The sequence below is a fragment of the Nostoc sp. DSM 114161 genome (assembly GCF_052692665.1).
Genome location: NZ_CP195141.1, coordinates 3,741,467 through 3,760,857, shown reverse-complemented (window position 1 = coordinate 3,760,857; position 19,391 = coordinate 3,741,467). Strand labels below are relative to the sequence as shown.

15 protein-coding genes and 1 pseudogene are annotated in these 19,391 nt (G+C 43.0%); 6 read left to right on the top strand and 10 right to left on the bottom strand.

All coding sequences use genetic code 11. The annotated features are described in order from the left end of the window. Positions 1 to 22: 22 nt before the first annotated feature. Together NSTC745_RS16370 and NSTC745_RS16365 are read right to left on the bottom strand one after the other, a co-directional pair. Complete coding sequence (locus tag NSTC745_RS16370) at positions 23 to 271, bottom strand: hypothetical protein (RefSeq protein WP_445638078.1); 249 nt, start codon at positions 269 to 271, stop codon at positions 23 to 25. Then, positions 249 to 470, bottom strand: coding sequence for a hypothetical protein (locus tag NSTC745_RS16365; RefSeq protein ID WP_445638077.1), 222 nt, complete (start codon positions 468 to 470; stop codon positions 249 to 251). Before NSTC745_RS16365 ends, NSTC745_RS16370 begins: the two co-directional genes overlap by 23 nt. 113 nt (positions 471 to 583) lie before the next feature. Between NSTC745_RS16365 and cbiE the strand changes: the two genes are divergently transcribed. After that, positions 584 to 1,798 carry a precorrin-6y C5,15-methyltransferase (decarboxylating) subunit CbiE gene (gene cbiE / locus NSTC745_RS16360; RefSeq protein ID WP_445638076.1) on the top strand — a complete coding sequence of 405 codons (1,215 nt, stop codon included), beginning with the start codon at positions 584 to 586 and terminating at the stop codon, positions 1,796 to 1,798. A 351-nt stretch (positions 1,799 to 2,149) separates the two neighbouring features. On the opposite strand, the gene NSTC745_RS16355 is transcribed toward cbiE, so the two are convergent. The 7 genes from NSTC745_RS16355 to NSTC745_RS16325 all read right to left on the bottom strand — a co-directional run bounded on the left by NSTC745_RS16355 (position 2,150) and on the right by NSTC745_RS16325 (position 10,972). Continuing rightward, positions 2,150 to 4,540 carry a CHAT domain-containing protein gene (locus NSTC745_RS16355; RefSeq protein WP_445638075.1) on the bottom strand — a complete coding sequence of 797 codons (2,391 nt, stop codon included), beginning with the start codon at positions 4,538 to 4,540 and terminating at the stop codon, positions 2,150 to 2,152. A gap of 130 nt (positions 4,541 to 4,670) precedes the next feature. Then, a complete protein-coding gene (locus tag NSTC745_RS16350; RefSeq protein ID WP_445638074.1) occupies positions 4,671 to 5,657 on the bottom strand; it encodes a hypothetical protein in 987 nt (328 codons plus the stop codon). Beyond that, positions 5,657 to 6,898, bottom strand: a complete 1,242-nt coding sequence (locus NSTC745_RS16345; RefSeq protein WP_445638073.1) for a tetratricopeptide repeat protein — start codon at positions 6,896 to 6,898, stop codon at positions 5,657 to 5,659. Before NSTC745_RS16345 ends, NSTC745_RS16350 begins: the two co-directional genes overlap by 1 nt. 613 nt (positions 6,899 to 7,511) lie before the next feature. Then, on the bottom strand, positions 7,512 to 8,360 hold the full coding sequence (locus NSTC745_RS16340; protein WP_445638072.1) for a DUF1206 domain-containing protein: 849 nt from the start codon (positions 8,358 to 8,360) through the stop codon (positions 7,512 to 7,514). Between the two features lie 315 nt (positions 8,361 to 8,675). After that, positions 8,676 to 9,464 (bottom strand): SAM hydrolase/SAM-dependent halogenase family protein, encoded by a 789-nt coding sequence (locus NSTC745_RS16335; RefSeq protein ID WP_445638071.1) that lies wholly within the window; start codon positions 9,462 to 9,464, stop codon positions 8,676 to 8,678. A 275-nt stretch (positions 9,465 to 9,739) separates the two neighbouring features. Then, complete coding sequence (locus NSTC745_RS16330; RefSeq protein WP_445638070.1) at positions 9,740 to 9,937, bottom strand: DUF2795 domain-containing protein; 198 nt, start codon at positions 9,935 to 9,937, stop codon at positions 9,740 to 9,742. Between the two features lie 429 nt (positions 9,938 to 10,366). Next, complete coding sequence (locus NSTC745_RS16325) at positions 10,367 to 10,972, bottom strand: YdcF family protein (RefSeq protein WP_445638069.1); 606 nt, start codon at positions 10,970 to 10,972, stop codon at positions 10,367 to 10,369. A gap of 23 nt (positions 10,973 to 10,995) precedes the next feature. On the opposite strand from NSTC745_RS16325, the pseudogene NSTC745_RS16320 reads away from it, so the two are divergent. The 4 genes and pseudogenes from NSTC745_RS16320 to NSTC745_RS16305 all read left to right on the top strand — a co-directional run. After that, positions 10,996 to 11,457 (top strand): annotated as a pseudogene (locus NSTC745_RS16320) (RNA-guided endonuclease InsQ/TnpB family protein); the annotation flags it as partial. A 742-nt stretch (positions 11,458 to 12,199) separates the two neighbouring features. Beyond that, on the top strand, positions 12,200 to 13,969 hold the full coding sequence (locus tag NSTC745_RS16315; RefSeq protein WP_445638068.1) for an ATP-binding response regulator: 1,770 nt from the start codon (positions 12,200 to 12,202) through the stop codon (positions 13,967 to 13,969). 165 nt (positions 13,970 to 14,134) lie between these two features. Next, positions 14,135 to 14,329, top strand: a complete 195-nt coding sequence (locus NSTC745_RS16310; RefSeq protein ID WP_445638067.1) for a hypothetical protein — start codon at positions 14,135 to 14,137, stop codon at positions 14,327 to 14,329. A gap of 259 nt (positions 14,330 to 14,588) precedes the next feature. After that, positions 14,589 to 15,572 carry a D-alanine--D-alanine ligase family protein gene (locus NSTC745_RS16305; RefSeq protein WP_445638066.1) on the top strand — a complete coding sequence of 328 codons (984 nt, stop codon included), beginning with the start codon at positions 14,589 to 14,591 and terminating at the stop codon, positions 15,570 to 15,572. Positions 15,573 to 15,680: 108 nt separating this feature from the next. Here the strand turns inward: NSTC745_RS16305 and NSTC745_RS16300 are convergent, their stop codons facing one another. After that, positions 15,681 to 17,072 (bottom strand): MATE family efflux transporter, encoded by a 1,392-nt coding sequence (locus NSTC745_RS16300; protein ID WP_445638065.1) that lies wholly within the window; start codon positions 17,070 to 17,072, stop codon positions 15,681 to 15,683. A gap of 322 nt (positions 17,073 to 17,394) precedes the next feature. On the opposite strand from NSTC745_RS16300, the gene NSTC745_RS16295 reads away from it, so the two are divergent. Continuing rightward, complete coding sequence (locus tag NSTC745_RS16295; protein ID WP_445638064.1) at positions 17,395 to 19,203, top strand: eCIS core domain-containing protein; 1,809 nt, start codon at positions 17,395 to 17,397, stop codon at positions 19,201 to 19,203. Positions 19,204 to 19,391 lie beyond the last annotated feature (188 nt).

Genomic DNA, 19,391 nt, shown 5'->3' with positions numbered 1-19,391 from the left:
AACCAGCAAAAGTTTTATTCAATCAGTGCCTCGTATTCATCATGTGACCCAATCCGATCCAGTAATAATCTTCACCTCTCTTAAGTGCTAGTGCCCGATATCCACCAGTAATTCTGACTGACCACAAATCATTTCCTACTTTTTTGAAATGCAAAGACGGATGAAATTGATTGCCAATCCAAAGGCGATATGCTTTTCTCGCTTGCTCTTTAACTTCAGATGAAAGTGCAGCATATGAACGCCAAAAATCAGGGGTTGTTAAGGACTTCATCTAACGGTTTCACCTGATTAGCATCAATATCTGCTTTAGCACGCTGGATTAACCGATCTAATCGACCTGATTTTGCATCTGCTTCAATTTGCTTGTCCCAAGAATGATTAATATATTCTTGGAGCCAGTTTGATAAGTCTCGTATTTCACCTTCAGACAATTGCATAATAGCAGCTTCGATTTCTGCAAGTGAGTTCATCGAGTTATCCTCAATCCAGCACTATAGACTATATTTTACCAAAAATGACTGGATAATTCACAATTAGAATGAGCATCAAGTCTTATTTACCAAGTAATAAATCATGAATTAGCATGACAGAAAAATGGCTTTCGATCGTCGGTATTGGAGAAGATGGATTACAAGGATTAAGCCCGATCGCTCTTTCGGTCATCGAACAAGCTAAAGTAATTGTGGGAGGCGATCGCCATTTGGCAATGCTCCCTTGTGATGACCAACGTGAGAAAATAGTCTGGGCATCTCCTATCAGCATTTCTGTAGAGGAAATCATCAAGCGTCGCGGTGAGTCAATCTGCGTACTAGCAAGCGGCGATCCTATGTGTTATGGCATTGGTGTCACCTTAACGCAACGAATTCCTGTTTCAGAAATAACAATTATCCCCGCACCTTCAACCTTCAGCCTCGCCTGTGCCAGGGTGGGATGGTCTTTAACCGAAGTAGAAACCTTGAGTTTAAATGGCCGTCCATCCTCCTTGCTCGAATCTTACATTTATCCGAAAGCTAAACTGTTGATTTTGAGCCAAGGAAAGGACACGCCCGCCATTGTTGCCCAAATTTTGACAAATCGCGGCTACGGGGGTAGCAAAATCACCGTCTTGGAGCGTATGGGCGGCATTCATGAAAGAATTGTGGTAGGTACGGCTGCATCTTGGAGTGAAACTGAAATTGCACCATTAAATGCGATCGCAGTTGATTGTATTGCCGATGCTGGGGTTGTGCCTTTACCAAGATTACCAGGATTACCAGATAACGCCTACCACCACGATGGACAGTTAACCAAGCGTGAAGTTAGGGCAATCACCTTAGCAGCTTTGGCGCCGACACCGGGACAATTATTGTGGGATGTGGGCGCGGGTTGCGGTTCAATTTCTATTGAATGGATGCGAACTGATGTGCGGTGTCGGGCAGTGGCGATCGAACAAAATTCATCTAGACTGCTATATATTGCCGATAATGCCGCTACTCTCGGTACTCCAAATCTGCAAATCGTCGAAGGTAAAGCCCCTGCTGCCTTAAAAGACTTACCTACACCAGATGCAATTTTTATTGGTGGTGGAGTGACAGCAACGGGACTTTTTGATGTTTGCTGGGAAGCACTAAGTCCAGGTGGACGTTTGGTGGCAAATGTAGTGACGGTAGAGGGCGAACAAACTTTATTTCAATGGCATCAACGAGTTGGTGGCGATTTAATTCGTATTGCCATCCAGCGGGCGGAACCTATTGGTAAATTTTTGGGCTGGCGAGGAATGGGGGGTGTTACGCAATGGGTGGTTGTCAAGTCGAAGTAGGTCGGTGTTGAAAATTGTCGTTATGACAAGGCAGGAGGCAGGAGGAAAGAGCTTTTTGAGCAACTTTACTTTCCGTTATATACTTTGGGCAATTTCCGTTAATAAATCTAGCGCCGCCGTTGGTTTCGACTTCGCTCAACCAACTAAGGGATCGAGAGTTGAGCGAAGTCGAAACTCGTCAACCTGGGTAGATTCTTTGTTAGAAATCACCTTGGTTTTTTGCGCCATTTTACTTAATTAAGATTATTGATACAGAAGCGAATGGGGCATTTTGGGGAGCGTAAACCCTCCGGATGAACGGAGGCAGGAATTTGAGGCGATCGCTGTGAAGCATCGGTATGTAATCAAAAATTATTCTTCGTGTCTTCTTGCCTGCCTGTCTTCTTCAAAGGTTGAAGGATGAATTTTTTCTGCATCTCCTGTCAACACAAATGCTGCCCAGTAAAAGGGATGGGGTTGATCTTTCCGCACTTCAATCTGTGCTTGCTGTAAAGCCTTTGCTTTATCCATTCCCCTTTGTAAATATTCATAGAAGTGTCCCATGAGTAATTGTGTTGCTCGATCTTCTACATTCCACAAGCTTGCTATTACACTAGGTGTGCCAGCATAGATAAAGGCTCGGTTTAGCCCAATAATTTCATCTCCAAGGCTGACCTTTTGAGTATTGCCAATAAGAGTTTGACAAGCACTCAGGACGACTAAATTTGTAGCAGTAGTTAAATCTAACTTGTAAATATCATGAACTTCTAGCCTACCGTCTTTCTGGGCGACATCAGCATTGTCATTCATCGCAAGGTGAATGGTACTGAACAGGGGAGCATTGGGATTGTACTCCCCGTGAGCAGCAATATGAAGAATTTCAGCGTTTTTGGCTTGTGACCAAACTAGGCTTTCAGCCGCATCTTTGCCTACATAAGCTTTAGTGTGGAACAAGTTGGCGATCGCTTCTACTTCTTTACGAGAAAAATTTAAAGGTAGTAATGATTTGTTAAATGTATTATCTGGTGCGCCAAGGGCTAAAACCTTATTAGTGCTTTGACTGCGTTTGCTTGGTAAAAAACGTAAAACATTAGCACAAGGAAGGTTCACTAGAGCATAGTCATCAATCAGGTAGCGTTCCCCATCAGTCAGAGCCGCAAAGGGGAGATAGTGCAGAATGTTATGAGGAACAATAATAAGCCTGGGTGTTTGCAGTTGAGATTTTAGGGGTGCAATTAGGTAATTATAGAGGTTTTTCAGTTCTAGGGGATGGGGTTCAAATGTATCGGCAAAATCCCTAAACAGAATGATTTGTTCCTTAAGGCCTTTTCGATTCACATCTAAATTAACTACTTCCAAGCGATCGCGAGTAATAATAAAAGCTAGGGTACACTCACTGGTAACAAAGTATTCTAGTAAAGTTGTATCAGTATCTAGTTTTTTCTGAATCTCAGCTAGAGATACAACATCAACACTGATTAAGCTGGCCGCCTCCGGATTCTGGATTTCTAACTTTTCTAATAAGTTTTTGTAGTCTTTTTCGCGGGAAATTAACTCATGATTCGGGTCTTCCTGACGCAGAGCAAAGATTTGGTTTCTTAGGGCTTGCTCCTGCTTCAAAAAATCAGCTTTTACTCTCCCACGCCCGCCTACCCTTGCATTGGCAAGTTTATCAAGAAACGCTCGCGCTTTTGACCGTTCAACGAACTCAAAGGCTTCTTTTAAACGATTTTCTTGCCAAAGTAACAGAATTAGATCTCTATAATACTTTGCCCAAAAATTAACAAATGATGCTGTATTTTCTTCTATTTTGATCGTGCTGCGAATGTTTTCAGCAATTTTCAGTCCTTTTTGGTAATAATTAATAGCATCAGTTATATTTTTTTGTTCTTTAGCAACTTTACCCAAGGCTACCAATTCCATTGCTTCTTGTTGACGATTTGGGAGTTTTTTAGCCAGATCTAAAGCCCAGTTAAAGTAAAACAATGCCTTAGCATAGTTTTTCATCTTTAAGTAAACTTCTCCCAAATTGTGTAAAGCTTGCATTTCGGCAGCAGGAAGTTTATATTGCTGGGCGATTTTGAGTATTTCCAGGTAGGATTTAATAGCTTCTTCGTATTCTTCATTTAAAAAAAAGTATACATCTCCTAAATGGTCTAAAGATTGCCACTTAAGTTGAATATTTTGGTATTTTTGAGCTATATTTAAGCTGTTTTGAGCATAATTAACTGCTAGATTAACTTTCTCATCATCAACTCCATTTTCATCATTTATAGCCAGAGCCGTATAGGCAGCACTCAAGTCTCCCTGTAATATTCCTTGCATTTGCTCGTCTGGCAGTTGCTCGGCAATCTCTAAACTCTTCTCCAAGTAATCTATCGCTTTATTTTGCTCGTAGAATCCATAGTTGTAAGCATTTCCTAAAGCTCTGAGAAGCTTCATTTTTCCATCAGAATTATTCAGTTTTTCATGGCAATCGAGGGATGTTTGCCAGCATTGCAGTGCTTCTAAAATATTGAACTTGTTAAAACATTTCTCCCCTTGGTAATAATATAAGTTAGATACAAGCAACAGCAATTTGTCTTTGACTCGATAATTTTTTATAAGTGGCAAAATAAAACGAAATTTTTCTAGAAATTCAATTATTGGTAAATAGTTGTTCAACACTAAACAAAAACGTTCCAAAAATTGGAATGCTTTGGTTTCTAGATTCAGTATCTTAGATTGTGATTGCTTATGCAATGTTTCTTGAATCTGAAGCATAAGTAATTTGCTCTTAGTTTTCTAGTATGTAGTAACAATATCTAATCAGCCACAAAAATTATTAAATGTTATAGATACTCGACCTGTTTAAATAAGTCGGGTATCTTAATAGAATTGAGTGAATTACTAGCTATTCATTCGCCATTTCGCGCAGGCGTTCTTCTAAATAACTGAGCATATCTGCATTTTTCAATTCTGTGTATGTTGCTTTAGCAGCTTCTAGCAAATTTTGCGCTTCCTGATTTTTGCCAAGAGTCCAGTTGACTTCCCCTAATCCAAGCTGTGCTGCTGCTAGTTCTGACTTATCCCCAACGGATTCTGCCTTAGCAATTGCTTTTTCGTAGTATGCTTTAGTTTCCAAGGGGAGTCCAATCAAGTCATAGCCTTGACCGAGTTGGCGGTAAACAGCTGCGTTCTTGCCTTCGTTTGGTAAAGCTTCTAAAATGGCGATCGCTTCTGCTGTCAGAAGGTTTTGTTCATAAATGTCAGCTAGCTTTAATGCTTTTTCTACAGTAGATAATTCTTGTTGCTCAATCTCTTGAGCTAGATTTTGAATCTCAAGTGCTTTGCTTTCATCAATAAGCTTAAATCCGAGTCCTGGGGCTTCCGACGATCTATTTGGATCTGTTGTTTCAATCACCAATACGTAGGTAATCCCCAGTTGCAATGGCGGCTCGTCGCTTGGATAAACTAGTTGGCAGATATCCCCTTGACAAGCCTTGTCTCGATTGACTTGTTTTGTCCAATCTAATCCTTGACCTCTCACTGTCACTCTGAAGCGATTAACATTATCTGGAGCGTGCCAACGTAATGTAGGTCTTTTACTAAGAATTAGGGTATCCCGTGGGCTAATGGTATAAGGAATGGTGGAATCGGTTGCATCGCGGAACCTGCTCGGACAAATATAGCCTAATGACTTTTGTACACCTTCTGGCAGAGATGTTCCTTCCCTGCCATCACTACAACGAACTGTGACAATAGCGCCTTGTTTTCTTCTCAGGTAATCACCAGGATAAATTTCTGTGCCTACAGATACTTTGAACCAATTTTGTTGACCATCTCGTAGCAGTTCTACTGTGCCTGATACTTTAGTAATCTTTGTTGGTTTTAGTGCCATTATTTGTTTCCTTTGTTCAATTTTTCCTCAGCTATTCCCATCCACTCATCTTCTTCTGGTTGGCGTGGGTTGCCATATCTATTACATAGATCCCATTGCACTAGTGCTTTTTTCGGATTACCTGTCTTTTCCAAAACTTGGGCTAACAGACAATAAGCAGAGGCATAAGTCGGATAATTTATATCTTTAAGACTTATATTTTTGGCGATCGCATCTTCTAATTCTGCTTGAGCATCCGCATAGCGTTTTTGCTGGAATCTAGCCCAGCCTCGATTTTTTCGTATTTCATACATCAAAATTTGTTGATCTTCTGATAAAGTCCGCTGTTCTAGCTGTGGCTCCAGATCTCTTGCCTTAAAAAGCAAAGAGATCGCCTCGCCGGGTTTGTTTTCACGAAGATACAATCGTGCTAAATCGTTGTAGGCAATAGCTATATTGCCACGAATAGCTAACCGATACTCAGTTTGTGCTTTATTAACATCTCGTACTTGTTCATACAATCGCCCTAAGTTATAGTGAACGTCGGCATTGTCTGGATCGAGGCTAATGGCCCGCTCATAGTCAGAGATTGCATTGTCCCATTCACTAGCTCGGTAGCGTTCCAAACCCCGATCGTTAAAGTATTTAGCAATTTCAGGAAGTGAAGCTTTTAAGCAAATTAAACTAAGTAAAAGTAAAGCTGATAACCCAAATTTTGTTTCTTGCCAAAGATAAGTTTTTATCCCAAAACGCGAAAGTGTTTGTTCTACTCCTTTTCGTCCTGCTTCAGTTAGCACACCACCAACAGTTAATAGTGTTAATACACTCTGAGAAATGACAGCAAATGAACTTAAAAAACCTGCTCCCCCACTCAAAAAACGGGTAGAGATATCTATTACTAAACTTAGAGAACTTGTCAGAGAAGCGATTGTGAGTGCATTCCAAAGCCAATCAAAATTGTCTAAGGGATGACTAGGAGTTTGTAAAAACCACCACCAAGATGTGACTGGTACATTCAGATTTGTACGCCACTCTGCAAGTTTAGCTAGTTGCTTAATTTTATGAGCTTGTTGCTTTAAGCGAGTATCAAGCTCGATTATTTTAAATAACTGTTCGTCGGATATTTGAGTAATATCATTTAATCCAGCTTGGATGCGATCGCGAGCAATCAAAACGCTCAAAATTTCGTTATCTGATACATCAGAAGTAACTTCAAACGCTCCAAGTTTTTGGTGATAGAGTTCTATGGCCTCATCTAACACTGTATTGTTATTTAATTACTTATATAGTACAAATGAACGTATTGAGAAAGCTGGAATTTTATAGCCAATTTTACTCAAATAAAACTACAAAAGTCTAAAATCCAATTCCGAAGAATTTTGGATATGCCTACACCAACCCATCGAGTAAATCTGATATCTCCGCATCCTTGCAATCATCGTAAGAGGGAACAGGAGACGGGCAACAGCAGATTTGTGCATAACGGCTCAACCTCAATTACTACAAACTCTCTTTACTACCTTCAGGAATTGAGGTTGAATTTATGCAGGATGGCAAATATAAATTCTCTATATCTAGTATGAAGAAACTTTACGATCTATCGCTCTTTCATAACTCCGATCAAAGAAAAATCAGACCCAATTTTTAAACGTTATATCATTTCACAAAAATCTTGATACATATAGATTTACGTAAGGGCGCACAGCTAGCTGTGCGCCCCTACCAAGTATTTGTATCAAGTTTAAGCTTCATCTTTTTGCAATCACACTACATAGTGGATAAGCTGATGATTTTAATTACTCAACACTAAACCAGCGATACTTGTACGCTTCTAACGGGATAGAAGCATTTTCGAGCAAAAGTAGAATCAAAAATCTATCTAGCAATATGCCGATAGCGAGCTTCTATTACGCAATACATACCGTAAGCAATTAAACCCAAAGCCACTACACCTAAAATCCAGGGGCCAAAGGGTTGGTTTGCCAAAGCTGCCAATGCACCACCTAATCCCCTAGCTTGAGAGGCATCAAATTTAATTGCTGCTAGCATAATAAAAATGCCGATCATACTAAAAACAATGCCACGGGCAGCAATCCCAAATCTACCCAGACGCATCGCCCAAATTTGCTCGCTCCGACTCATTTGATAAAGTTTAAAATGGCGGCGAAATTTACCTTTGTATGCTTGATAAAGCAAAGAAATCCCAACACCAATAACTATCAAACCTAAAACAAATACTAACCATCTTCCAAAAGGTTTATTGAGAAAATATATCGTCCAATCTTTGACTGAATCGCTATTGCTACTACTCGAACCAATAATTAGTTTTATAGATGTTACGGCTAAACTCAAGTAAGCGATCGCACTAACAGCATAGCCTAGACGCTTGACAATTCGTTTACCATTCATCTGTTGACTGGAATATTCGGGATCGAGAATAGTTTGCACAAAACGCCAAAGTGCATACCCAATCAGCCCAAGGGTAACGATACTGAGGAGAAATTTACCAAAAGGCTGGGTGACAATTGTTTCTAGCGCACCACTACTATCTGTAGTTTTGCCACCAGAACCAAATGCTGCCTGTGCTGCTAGTAAACCCACGATAAAATAAACAAGACCTTTTGCTGCATAGCCTAATCTTGCTAATTGCTCAACCCAAAGATGAGAAGCCGCTTCTCTAACTGGCTGTTTAACGTTTTCAGGAACTGGATCGCGTAGTGCCATATTTTTATCTATTCAGGTTAGGATTAAATTTTTTGAGCATAACTGAAATTTCATCCATTAAGAATGTATAGATTATGGCAATCTTTTGCATCCTCCCAAGTAAATAAATATGCAATAGTGCTGGTTAGTAATGCTTGTCTAATCTGATTTAATATTGCTGATAACTTGATAATTATCTTTTAGCTTTTACAAGCAGAAAAATTATCTTGGCGTACTTGGTGGTAGCCTGCGGCAAGCCGCTGCGCGTCTACATTTAATATTCTGTGCATCTTCATATAGAGTTAGTATTAGAGAAAACTTTGCTATTTACTAAGATTAGGCAATTCGAGTTACCTGCTGATTCACGCGGGGACGGCCAAAGCGCTCCCAAGCACTTCCTCCTCGCAGAAATAGTTCTAAGAAGCGTAATGGTGTTGACTCACCAACTGACCAACCGGAACTACCAGGGGCAAAGGCTAAAGTTCCTTGAGGCACCTTGAAGCTGCCATCAGAATACACTGCGTCACTGACCACATCTCCAATACGGATGACAATTTTGCTTTGAGGCTGCAAGTTAAGCGTATGCGCCGGAATAGTGGTTTTAATGTTGCCATAGCCATCGATCCAAGCAATTCGATCTGGTGGAATATCTGGAATTTGCTCGTTGTTTAAGCGATCGCCCAAAAGGCTAAAATCTTCACCCATGATGGCCGCGGCTGCGACAGGAAACACATCCCGCGAGCGAAACTGCGAACCACCACGAGAAACGTTGACAGCTCGCAATTCCTGGGTATGGCCTTTGATAAACGAGAGAGTGTAGCCTGCAAAGACACCCACTACTTTTACACCATTGGATAAAAGGGCATAGGTTAGTCCTTCTCCTTCATTGTCTCGACGGGCTTCGGGATCGTCCTGACGAGGCGCACAATTGTGATAAATCAGCCGTTCGCCTGGGCCTGGGTTAAGTCCCAATTGAGCAATCCAGAAACCTGTCGCTAAGGTACTGAATGGCGGAACCGAAAGTAAATGAATTTGAGCATGGGGAAAAGCAAGGAGGAGGCGTTGTGTAACTTCAGTAAATGCTGGATCTCCTGTACCGTAGTCTGCAATAACGCAAATAAACATTTTGCCCCTCCTCTTAATGAGTAGTAAAATAATTGCGAATCAATGCTCAGGCAGTAGTATTCAAACGCATTTGTTAACTTGCCTCATCAGCAGTCTAAATGTAATTTCGACTCAAGAGCAAGATTTCTGCACTACATTGACCGCAAGTTTTTAGATTGGCATCAAAGGGGACATGGCGAAAGTCGTTGAGTTGGCGATCGCTTGGTCTTCGAGCGTCAAGATTGCTAAATTCTGTTAGCGCAGCGGGGCGTAGCCCATTCTGTATTCTTCTTCAACTATTCGATCTGTTCGATAGCTTCGCTAACATCTGTGAGGGTGTTATAGTCCCTGTAAGGTAATTTCTTTAAAGCCCGAAGCACTTTCTCATCAAAGCCTTTTTCTTCGGCATTTTTAATCAAATCTTTCTTGCTGATTGGATATTCAACTTCATTCAAGCTTTTATTTAGCTGCGCTAAGTTTAGTGTACTCATCATGCTAATTCTCCTTAATAGCCGAAGTTGTGTACTAATTCAGCAGATAAAAATCATCCGATTTGAAGTTGGAGATTTGAAATTACAGCGTATTCCAGGTAAGTTCTGTATCTCACTTATTTGCAATGTGCTGTAATTCTAGAGATAAATCTGCTTGCTCTTACCCTTAAGACACGATCGATTGGTTAGTCAATTCAAAAGGTTGATACTTGTTGTAGTCAACTATACTCTCTATTGTTAAACACTTTGCCCGCATCATACTAATGATAGATTTTGAGCCTAAAGCGATCGCTGCGCTCCCATTTCACAAAATACATGATACAAATGATTAATCTCTAATTCTTTCCCCTGCGGCTGTTTCTATCAATTTTTAAGTAAAACTTAAGATTCAATTGCTTTTAGTTAAAGATGCTAAAAATATCAAGTAAAGTACTAGATTTTAAACACTAAGTAGATAAAGTAAAAACAAGTTTCTCGGCTCAAAAACTCCATTTGACTGTTAAAACTGCGATAGCGGGTAGTAGGTGTGGGAGACGAATAGGCATCCATTCCTAAGTCTCGTGCCATTAATACGGCTCGCTTCATATGTAATGGATCGCTAACAATCAGAAACTTAGTCAATTGATGAGCATTCGCTACTTCCAAAGCATTTTTTAGATTCTGGTGAGTTGTGCGGGATTGAGTTTCGGTGAGAATATCAGCAGCTTTTACCTGTTGGGAGATCGCATAATTTTTTCCGACTATAGCTTCCGCTGATTCGTTACTCTCGCCAACTCCGCCAGTAAACATGATTGTCTTAACAAATCCATTTTTATATAAGTTGATGGCGTGGTTAATTCGCTCTCTGAAAACAGGAGATGGTTCTTCTCCCCAAACTGCTGCTCCTAAAACAATTGCTGCATCGGCTTTGATATTATTACTACTGTTGCCATATAAATAAATACTTGAAGCTGTAGATGCGATCGCCAGCAACAAGGCAGATATCAAAGCCACTGTAACCAAAACTAACCATTTTTTGGGAATTTTGTAATTGAGCATAAAAATTGTCTCGCGCAAAGAAAAGGCAGCGAAAAGAGTATTGCATTCGATTAGCGTACTCCGCGATCCAATCTAACGACTTGGTAGCCTATGAAGACTTAAACGTAAAAGAACTGGTGAGAAATCGACATCTAGCTAAATCTATCTCTGATGCTGGTTGGTACACTTTCCGCAGTTGGCTAGAATATTTTGGACATAAATATGGGAAGGTGACTGTTGCTGTACCTCCCCACAATACAAGTCAAAATTGTTCTAACTGTAGTGAGAAAGTAAAGAAATCCCTATCCACCAGAACACATGTCTGTCCTCATTGCGGATATGTGGAAGATAGAGATATCAATGCAGCAATCAACATTTTGAAATTAGGACTAACTACGGTGGGGCACACCGGAAGCTACGCTACAGGAGATTTGCCCTCTTGGGCGGTTGGGGTAACCCTGTCGTCTAACGGCGAGTCGTTGAATGTAGAATCCCCGTCTCTTTAGAGCGGGGAGTGTCAAACTCCCTAAGATATTGCTAAACGCAGTTAGGTGGCGAAAAATACAGCGATCGAGGAAAATATTTCAGGACTATCACTAGCATTAAATTAATAGGTAGTTATAATCCAAATGATTACAGCACACAAATAACTTGGTGTGCTTTCACCAAAAGAGCGTGAAAAGATCAGATAAAACCGAATTCCCCTCAGACTTGGGAGTTGGTTTACCAAAAAAAAGTGTAAATGATGACTTGAATGCTGTCGGCGGGCGCACGTTGACTCTGAAGTGGCATCTTGTATTACTCGTAGCAGGGGCTTTACTCCCAGTTGTACTTTTCGCTGTTGCTGTTGTATACAGACTCTCGCTCAACGAGCGTGCAGCATCAGAGCGCCGCTTGGTGCTAGCGGCACGCAATCTCACCCAAGATCTAGAGCGCGAAATCTCCAGCACAACCAGGACTCTCCAGGCACTGGCGGCCTCTGAGAGCCTTGACAAAGGCGATCTCAAAGCCTTTTACAATGAGGCACGGCGCACAGTACAAACGCAACCGACTTGGGTAAATGCGATCCTCTTAACGCCAGACGGAAAACAAATCGTAAACAGCAATTATCCCTTTGGTGCTTCACTACCAAAAGCCAATGAACCTGAAAGTCTACGACGTGTTGTCCAAACACATCAGCCGACAGTAGGCTATCTCGTCCCTGGAAGTTTGGAGCGGAAATTAGCATTCCCTGTCCGCGTTCCAGTAATGCGCTCAAACAAGCTACAGTATGTGCTAACTGCCGTTATGACTCCCCAAGGACTCGCTAGCGTTATCAAGACACAAACACCTGTTGATGGGGAGTGGACGCGTACTATTCTTGACGGGCGCGGTGTGGTTGTGGCCCGGACTCGCAATTCTCATCGCTTTGTGGGGAAGCCAGGTACTCCATCTTTTCTGAGACGAATTACTCAGGCTAGTGAGGGTGTCTACCAAGAAATCAATTTGGAGGGAGCGCCAGTCTACGTTGCCTTTAGGCGAGCCAATTTCTCTAACTGGACAACCGCTGTCCTCGTTCCTGTTGAGGCCATTGACAGTCCGCCTCGCCAGGCGATGTGGCTCGTTGTTGTCTCTGGCTTGGCGTTGCTTGCGATCAGTGGCGTGGGCGCCCTCGTCCTGTCGCGCTGGATTTCTCAGGGCATAGCCTCGGCTGCTTATGGCGCAGAAGCACTCGCCAAAGGTGAATATCCGCACATCACCCCCTCATCTATTAAAGAAGTAGCGTTGTTAGGCGAAGCTTTAAAATTTTCGGCTGGCCTTCTGCAAGAGCGCCAGCGAGAGCGGGACGAACACTTAAGGCAGGTTGAAACTGCGCGGGCTGAAGCAGAGGCGGCTAACCGTCTCAAGGACGAGTTCCTAATTACCGTCTCCCACGAACTCAAAACTCCTCTCAACGGCATCTTAGGCTGGGCCCAGTTGCTGCGTGGCGGGAAGCTCGACCAAGAAAAGACACAGCTGGCGATCGCTACCATCGAGCGCAACGCTAAAGCCCAGGCACAACTGGTAAATGACCTCCTCGATACGTCGCGGATCGTAATTGGCAAACTCCGCCTCGAACCACAGCCACTAAACTTAGCCACTTTAATTGTCAGTGCCGTCGATTCGGTGCGCCACGCCGCCGAAGTTAAAGACATCGATTTACAGCTACAACTCGCCAATGTGGAACCTGTTTTAGGAGACCCCAATCGGCTTCAGCAGGTAATATGGAACCTGCTCTCGAATGCGATTAAATTTACGCCCCAAGGTGGGCGGGTTGAAGTGCAGCTTCAGCAGGCTAACTCGCTTGTCGAGGCGATCGTGCGGGACACTGGTGTGGGTATCAAAGCAGAGTTTTTACCACACGTCTTTGAGCGCTTCCGCCAGGCCGACGGCTCAACTACAAGGGAGTTTGGCGGCTTGGGGCTAGGTCTGGCGATCGTGCGTCACTTAGTCGAGCTTCACGGTGGCACAGTGCAGGCCTACAGTGAAGGTAAAGGCAAAGGAGCAACTTTTAGTGTTAAACTTCCGGTGGCTGTTCGTCAGGAGAAGATTAGCTTCCTATCAAAGACACCTGTAGATAGTACCTCTTGGCGGATAAAAAACCTCTACGGGCTTGAGGGAGTCCGAGTGCTTGTAGTTGACGACGAACCCGACGCTAGAGATATTGTCAGAGCAGTACTCATGCAGCAAGGAGCAGAAGTACAAGCCTGTACTTGTGCAGCAGAGGCATTGCAACAAGTGTTCAGCTGGAAACCCACTATAATCCTTTGCGACATCGGTATGCCACAAGAGGACGGCTACGATTTTATCCGAAAAGTCAGGGACTGGGAAATTGAAGTCGGCGGTCAGATTCCCGCAGTAGCAGTCACAGCTTTTGCGCGGGAAGAAGATAAGCTCAAGGCGATCGCCTCTGGCTATCAAACACATTTTCCCAAACCCATTGAACCAACACAGTTGGCTGCTGTTGTCGCCACCCTAGTGGAGAAAATTCAGCCGTAAATAGTAACTTTGCACACTCTTAGGACTTACGTGCTGAAGCCAGTGGGGGAGCGGGGGAGGCAGGGGAGGCAGGGGGGCAGGGGGAGCAGGGGAGCAGAGGAGCAGAGGGGAAAGAATTTGTATCAGAATTTTAGTGAAATGGTATAAGACACAGAAGATTGATTTTTGCTCTTCGATGCAACTAAGGTGCAAGGTGATGCAACAAAGGTGCAAGGCAATGCAACAAAGGTGCAAGGCGATGCAACAAAGGTGCAAGGCGATGCAACAAAGGTGCAAGGTGATGCAACAAAGGTGCAAGGCGATGCAACAAAGATGCAAGGCGATGCAACAAAGGTGCAAGGCGATGCAACAAAGGTGTAATACCAATACGGTTCGGTTAAAGGGGAAAGGGAAAAGGGTAATTTCAAACCTTTTCCCTTTTCCCAGCCGACATCAGAGATGAAAAATGCTTATCCCAACCCTATTGGGTGTAATACCGTTTCACTTTAACAGCACTTATTCCTCATTACAAAAACGGCCTCCTGCCTCTTGCCTTTGTTAATGAACTAAATTCGGCCAATTCAGACATTGGTAGATTACAGTTAACAACGAAAGCTTACTCATTGGAAGTTATACATTAATGGGAATATTTATTGGTCTTTGTTATGACCTGAAAGCAGACTACCTTAAAGCTGGTTTTAGTGCTGATGAAGTGATGGAATTTGACGATGAAGAAACTATCATTGGGCTAGAAAATGCACTATTTGAGTTAGGCCATCAAGTCGAACGTATTGGAAATGGTAGAGAACTTGCTCTTAGGTTAGCAAAAGGCGATCGCTGGAATCTGGTTTTTAATATTGCTGAGGGTTTGAAAGGTCGTTCTCGCGAAGCACAAGTTCCAGCAGTCTGTGAATTATTCGCTCAACCTTACACCTTTTCCGATCCCCTTACCTGCGCCCTCACCTTAGATAAGGCACTAGCTAAAAGGATAATACGCGATCGCGGTTTGCCCACAGCCTCCTTTGAAGTCGTGAATTCCACCGCCCAAGCACAAGCCATATCCTTACCTTTGCCATTGTTCCTCAAGCCTGTCGCTGAGGGCAGTTCTAAAGGAATAACCGGGCGTTCCTTCGTTAAAGAACGCGAACAACTAGTAACGACCTACGAATTATTACGCAAACAATTCCAGCAGCCCGTACTAGTGGAAACCTTTCTTCCCGGTCGTGAATTAACTGTGGGTATTATTGGCAACGGTAGTAATTCGCGGGTAGTAGGTGTAATGGAAGTAATTTTTACAGACCAAGCAGAAACTTCTGCCTACACCACCCTCAACAAAGATGAATATTTGGAACGGGTAGCTTATCGTTTGCTCATCGACCCCGAACCACTGGCAGCACAGGCAAGACAGCTGGCGCTGGATGTTTACCATACTCTTGATTGCCGTGACGCCGCCCGCGTGGATATGCGCTGCGATGTTAATGGTGTGTTGCAGTTTCTGGAGATTAACCCATTGCCAGGACTTCACCATATCCGCTCAGACTTACCAATTATGGGACGTTTGGCTGGCGTGTCATACACAGAAATCATTGCCAGAATAGTTGAGTCTGCTTGGGGGAGGTATTGAGGGAGTAGGCAGGGGGGCAGGGGGGCAGGGGAGCGAGGGAGCAGGGGAGGCAGGGGAGGCAGGGGGGGGACAAGGAAGAGGAAGAACTTTTAACTCCTAACTCCTAACTCAACACTCCTGTTCTTGCTTTGTGCTGATATCGGTGGTCAAAAAATAAAAACGGCCGACTAAAAGTACTGCACCGATGAGCATTCCTAGTAATAAACCCAACCATAAACCTATGCCGCCCCAACCTAAATTAAATGCCATCAGGTAGCCGCCGCCTAGACCAACTACCCAGTACGCAAACATCGTAATTAATGTTGGCGTGCGGGTATCTTTTAAACCGATTAAAGCACCAGCAGCGATCGCTTGAATAGAATAAAATACTTGAACTATTGCTGCTACAGCTAAAAAATAAATTGCAGTCTGAACTATCTCGACATTCTCCAGATTATTGATGTCCAAATATATGCTCACAATGTTGTTGGGAAATAGCCAAAAAAGTGTTGCGACAATGCTCGTGAAAGCAGTAATAAGTGCTATACAAATAAATGCTGCTCTGTTTATACCTTTGAAATCGTTTTGTCCTTTCAATAATCCTACTCTCATGGTGATGGCATAAGAAATACCTATAGACACAGTTTCGACAAAACTTTCTGTCTCCATAGCAATTTCATGGGCTGCTAATTTATCTGTGCCAAACCACCCCATGAGTACAGCGATCGCAGTGAATACTCCAACTTCTGCTCCATACTGCAAACCCAAGTACCAGCCTGTTTGGAAGATATCTAAAAATATCTCTTTATCAAACTCAAACAGAGCGGAATTAAACTGGTATTCTTGAAAGTATTTATCCAAACAAATCCAACTAGCGGCGGCGATGAAATTCAGCCAAAAAATAAGCGTGCTTGCCCAACCAATACCAGCTAAACCAAGGGCTGGTAAACCAAATTTACCGAACATGAATATATAATTGGCAGCTGCATTCAATAATAACCCTACTACTGTAATTACTGTTAGGAATTGGGGGCGATTGAGAGCAGAGCTAACTTCTTTTAAGATACAAAAACCGAGTGCCGCAGGAAAACCCCAAACAATAGATTGTAAATATGTTTTAGCTAATAATACGTTGTTTTCTTCTTGACCAGTCAGCATCAGGATAAAATCAAAGTGCCAAATCATAAACATTACAGGGAAACATATAATTGCAGCTAACCAAATTCCCTGACTCGTAACACAGCTAATTTTATCTATTTTTCCTGCACCAAAAGCATTTGCAACAGTCGCGCCTACTGTTGAGAGAGTAGAACGACAAATGGAAGCTAGGGTGGAAAAGGTGACTGCACCTAAAGCACCAGCCGCTAAGGCTTGACTGTTAAGCAAGCCCATCATCACCCCATCCAGTAAAGGAATCCCTGCTTCCAAGATTTGAGTGATTACTAAAGGAACTGCTAATTGTAAGCAAGCTTGGATTTCTAATATGAACTCTGATTTAAGTTCTTTTGAGGTTAACTCCATTCCGGTATAAACACTAAGTAGGGCTATAAAAAGTTTACCTTATTATGTTAAGAAGAGTTAAGCTAAACAACCGAAATAAATTTTACAGCAGGCAACCGGCAATAGGCAATATGTAAAGAAAGCCTCTGGATGTAAGGGTTTTGGGAGCATCTAAACAGAATTAATTACATACACTATTTGTCTGTTCCCTGTTTTCCTAATGAAGAACCGTAAAGATACATTAAATAAAATTGCCAAATCAGATAATTTATACTTACGTCGATAGCGACGCAATTAGAGAAATTGTACGATCGACTCAAACAGTATTTAGGGGAGAGGTGAGATGAGCGAGCGCAAAATTGGCCGCCAAAAAACAGCTACATCAACTTCTACAAATTCGTCGCTTGTCTCACCAGGTATTCCAACATTGGCTAACCCAACGCGGGGTTTTGGCTCCCAAATAAACACTGCTCCATCAGAAAAAGTAAATGAGGTAGTAACCGACTCGCAAGAGACAGAATCTGCGGACGAACAATTATTAGAAGCAGAATCTAGCAAACAAAAGCTCCCTAGTCATGACATTAGTCGCATATCGCTGCGATCGCAAACACGATTCAGCCAAGGCGCAAACAATACCCCAGAGAATGCAGTCGTCCAAGGCTATGGCATGGAAGATACATCCTACGGAGTAGAAGTTGTATCTCCTAGCGGCGGACAACATCTACCAGAACCTGTACAACAAAAGATGCAGATGTCTTTAGGCACGGATTTTTCCGATGTCCGAATTCATACTGATGGACAGGCAGAAAAGCTTGGGTCTCAGGCTTTTGCCTCTGGTAATAATTTACATTTTGCTCAAGGCAAGTACGACCCTAACAGCGAATCTGGTCAAGCTTTAATTGGACATGAATTAACCCATGTAGTTCAACAGCGCCAAGGGCGAGTGAATGCACCAAATGTGTCTGGAGGGGGAAATGCCACAGTTGTGCAAGACGAGGCTTTGGAAGCAGAAGCTGATAAACTGGGCGATCGCGCAGCACGTAATTCTGATGCAGACAAAGAGCAATCTATTCAAGCGAAGGAAATAGAAGGAACTGTCAGCAACTCAATCCAGCAAAAGCCGATTGTACAAAATGTTCCACTTATCGGCGGTGTAGTTGCTTGGGGTTCGACTTTGACATCACAAGCAGCCGCAGAAGCAGCAACCGTAGCAGCAGCAGTGGTTCAAGCTGGTCAAGCTGCTGCACAGGCTGGAGGTGCGATCGCTCCCGGACAAAGCGGCGTGCAAAGCGTTCAGCTAGATAACGGATATATGTCACCTGTAGATAAACAAAAACTACAGTTGATTGTCCAGTATAGAATCATTAACGCCTATGTTGAACAGTGGAAACGACAGCATCCTGATGTACCTCTAGCCCCAGGAACTTCAGGAACCACCCCAGCACCAGCCCCAACAGCTCCAGGAACTACCCCAGCCCCAGCTGCACCAACTTCAGGAACCACTCCAGCCCCAGCCCCAACAACTCCAGGAACCACTCCAGCCCCAGCCCCAACAACTCCAGGAACCGCTCCAGCCCCAGCAACTCCAGAAACATCACCTAACGCCCCTGGTGGCACCATAGATGCAGCAATTTTGGATGCTGTAAAAGCAAAAGTTCAGTTAGAGATTGAAACACTATTCAATACAAACCAAAAAACACAAACGACAGTAGAGTTTATCTGGTCAGACAGTGGAGATCACACCGCAGATTTAGTTGGTACAGTTGGAGCGGTTGAGTTTACCAATATGAGAGGAACTTTTATCAAAGAAACTCTGCAACTGAGTGCTGATGCGGCTCAAATTCCCAACTTAAGTCCGCCAAACATGGGTCAAGAAATGGATGTGAGACAATTTAGAGGCGGAAGTATGCGTAAGGGTTCTTCAATGTCCATTGGTTACGGTGATGCCCTATCTATCAATTTGACAGGTAGCGGCCCGACAATAGACCATGCGGGGAATGATGGACATGGAATACATATTTACAGCACAGACTGGAATTGGGATGACAACACAACACAAGGCGATTTTCCTCTGAAAATTCTGCCAGATGGAACACCTGTTTTTGAATCCGCAAAATGGAGAGGCACACCGGATGATTTTTCTTACCTCTAGGCTAGATTTCCCTGCCAAAAAATTTCCTCAAGGACTTGGTTTGTTAGCTGGAATTCGATTGAGTGAAAATTCGACACTCAACAATTCTGTATAACTACAGTAGATCGGTCTCAAATCATTAAGTTGATGGCGATCGCAACAAAACAAATTGCTATGATGTGTCTTAAATAATATGCCCTAGCTCAGGT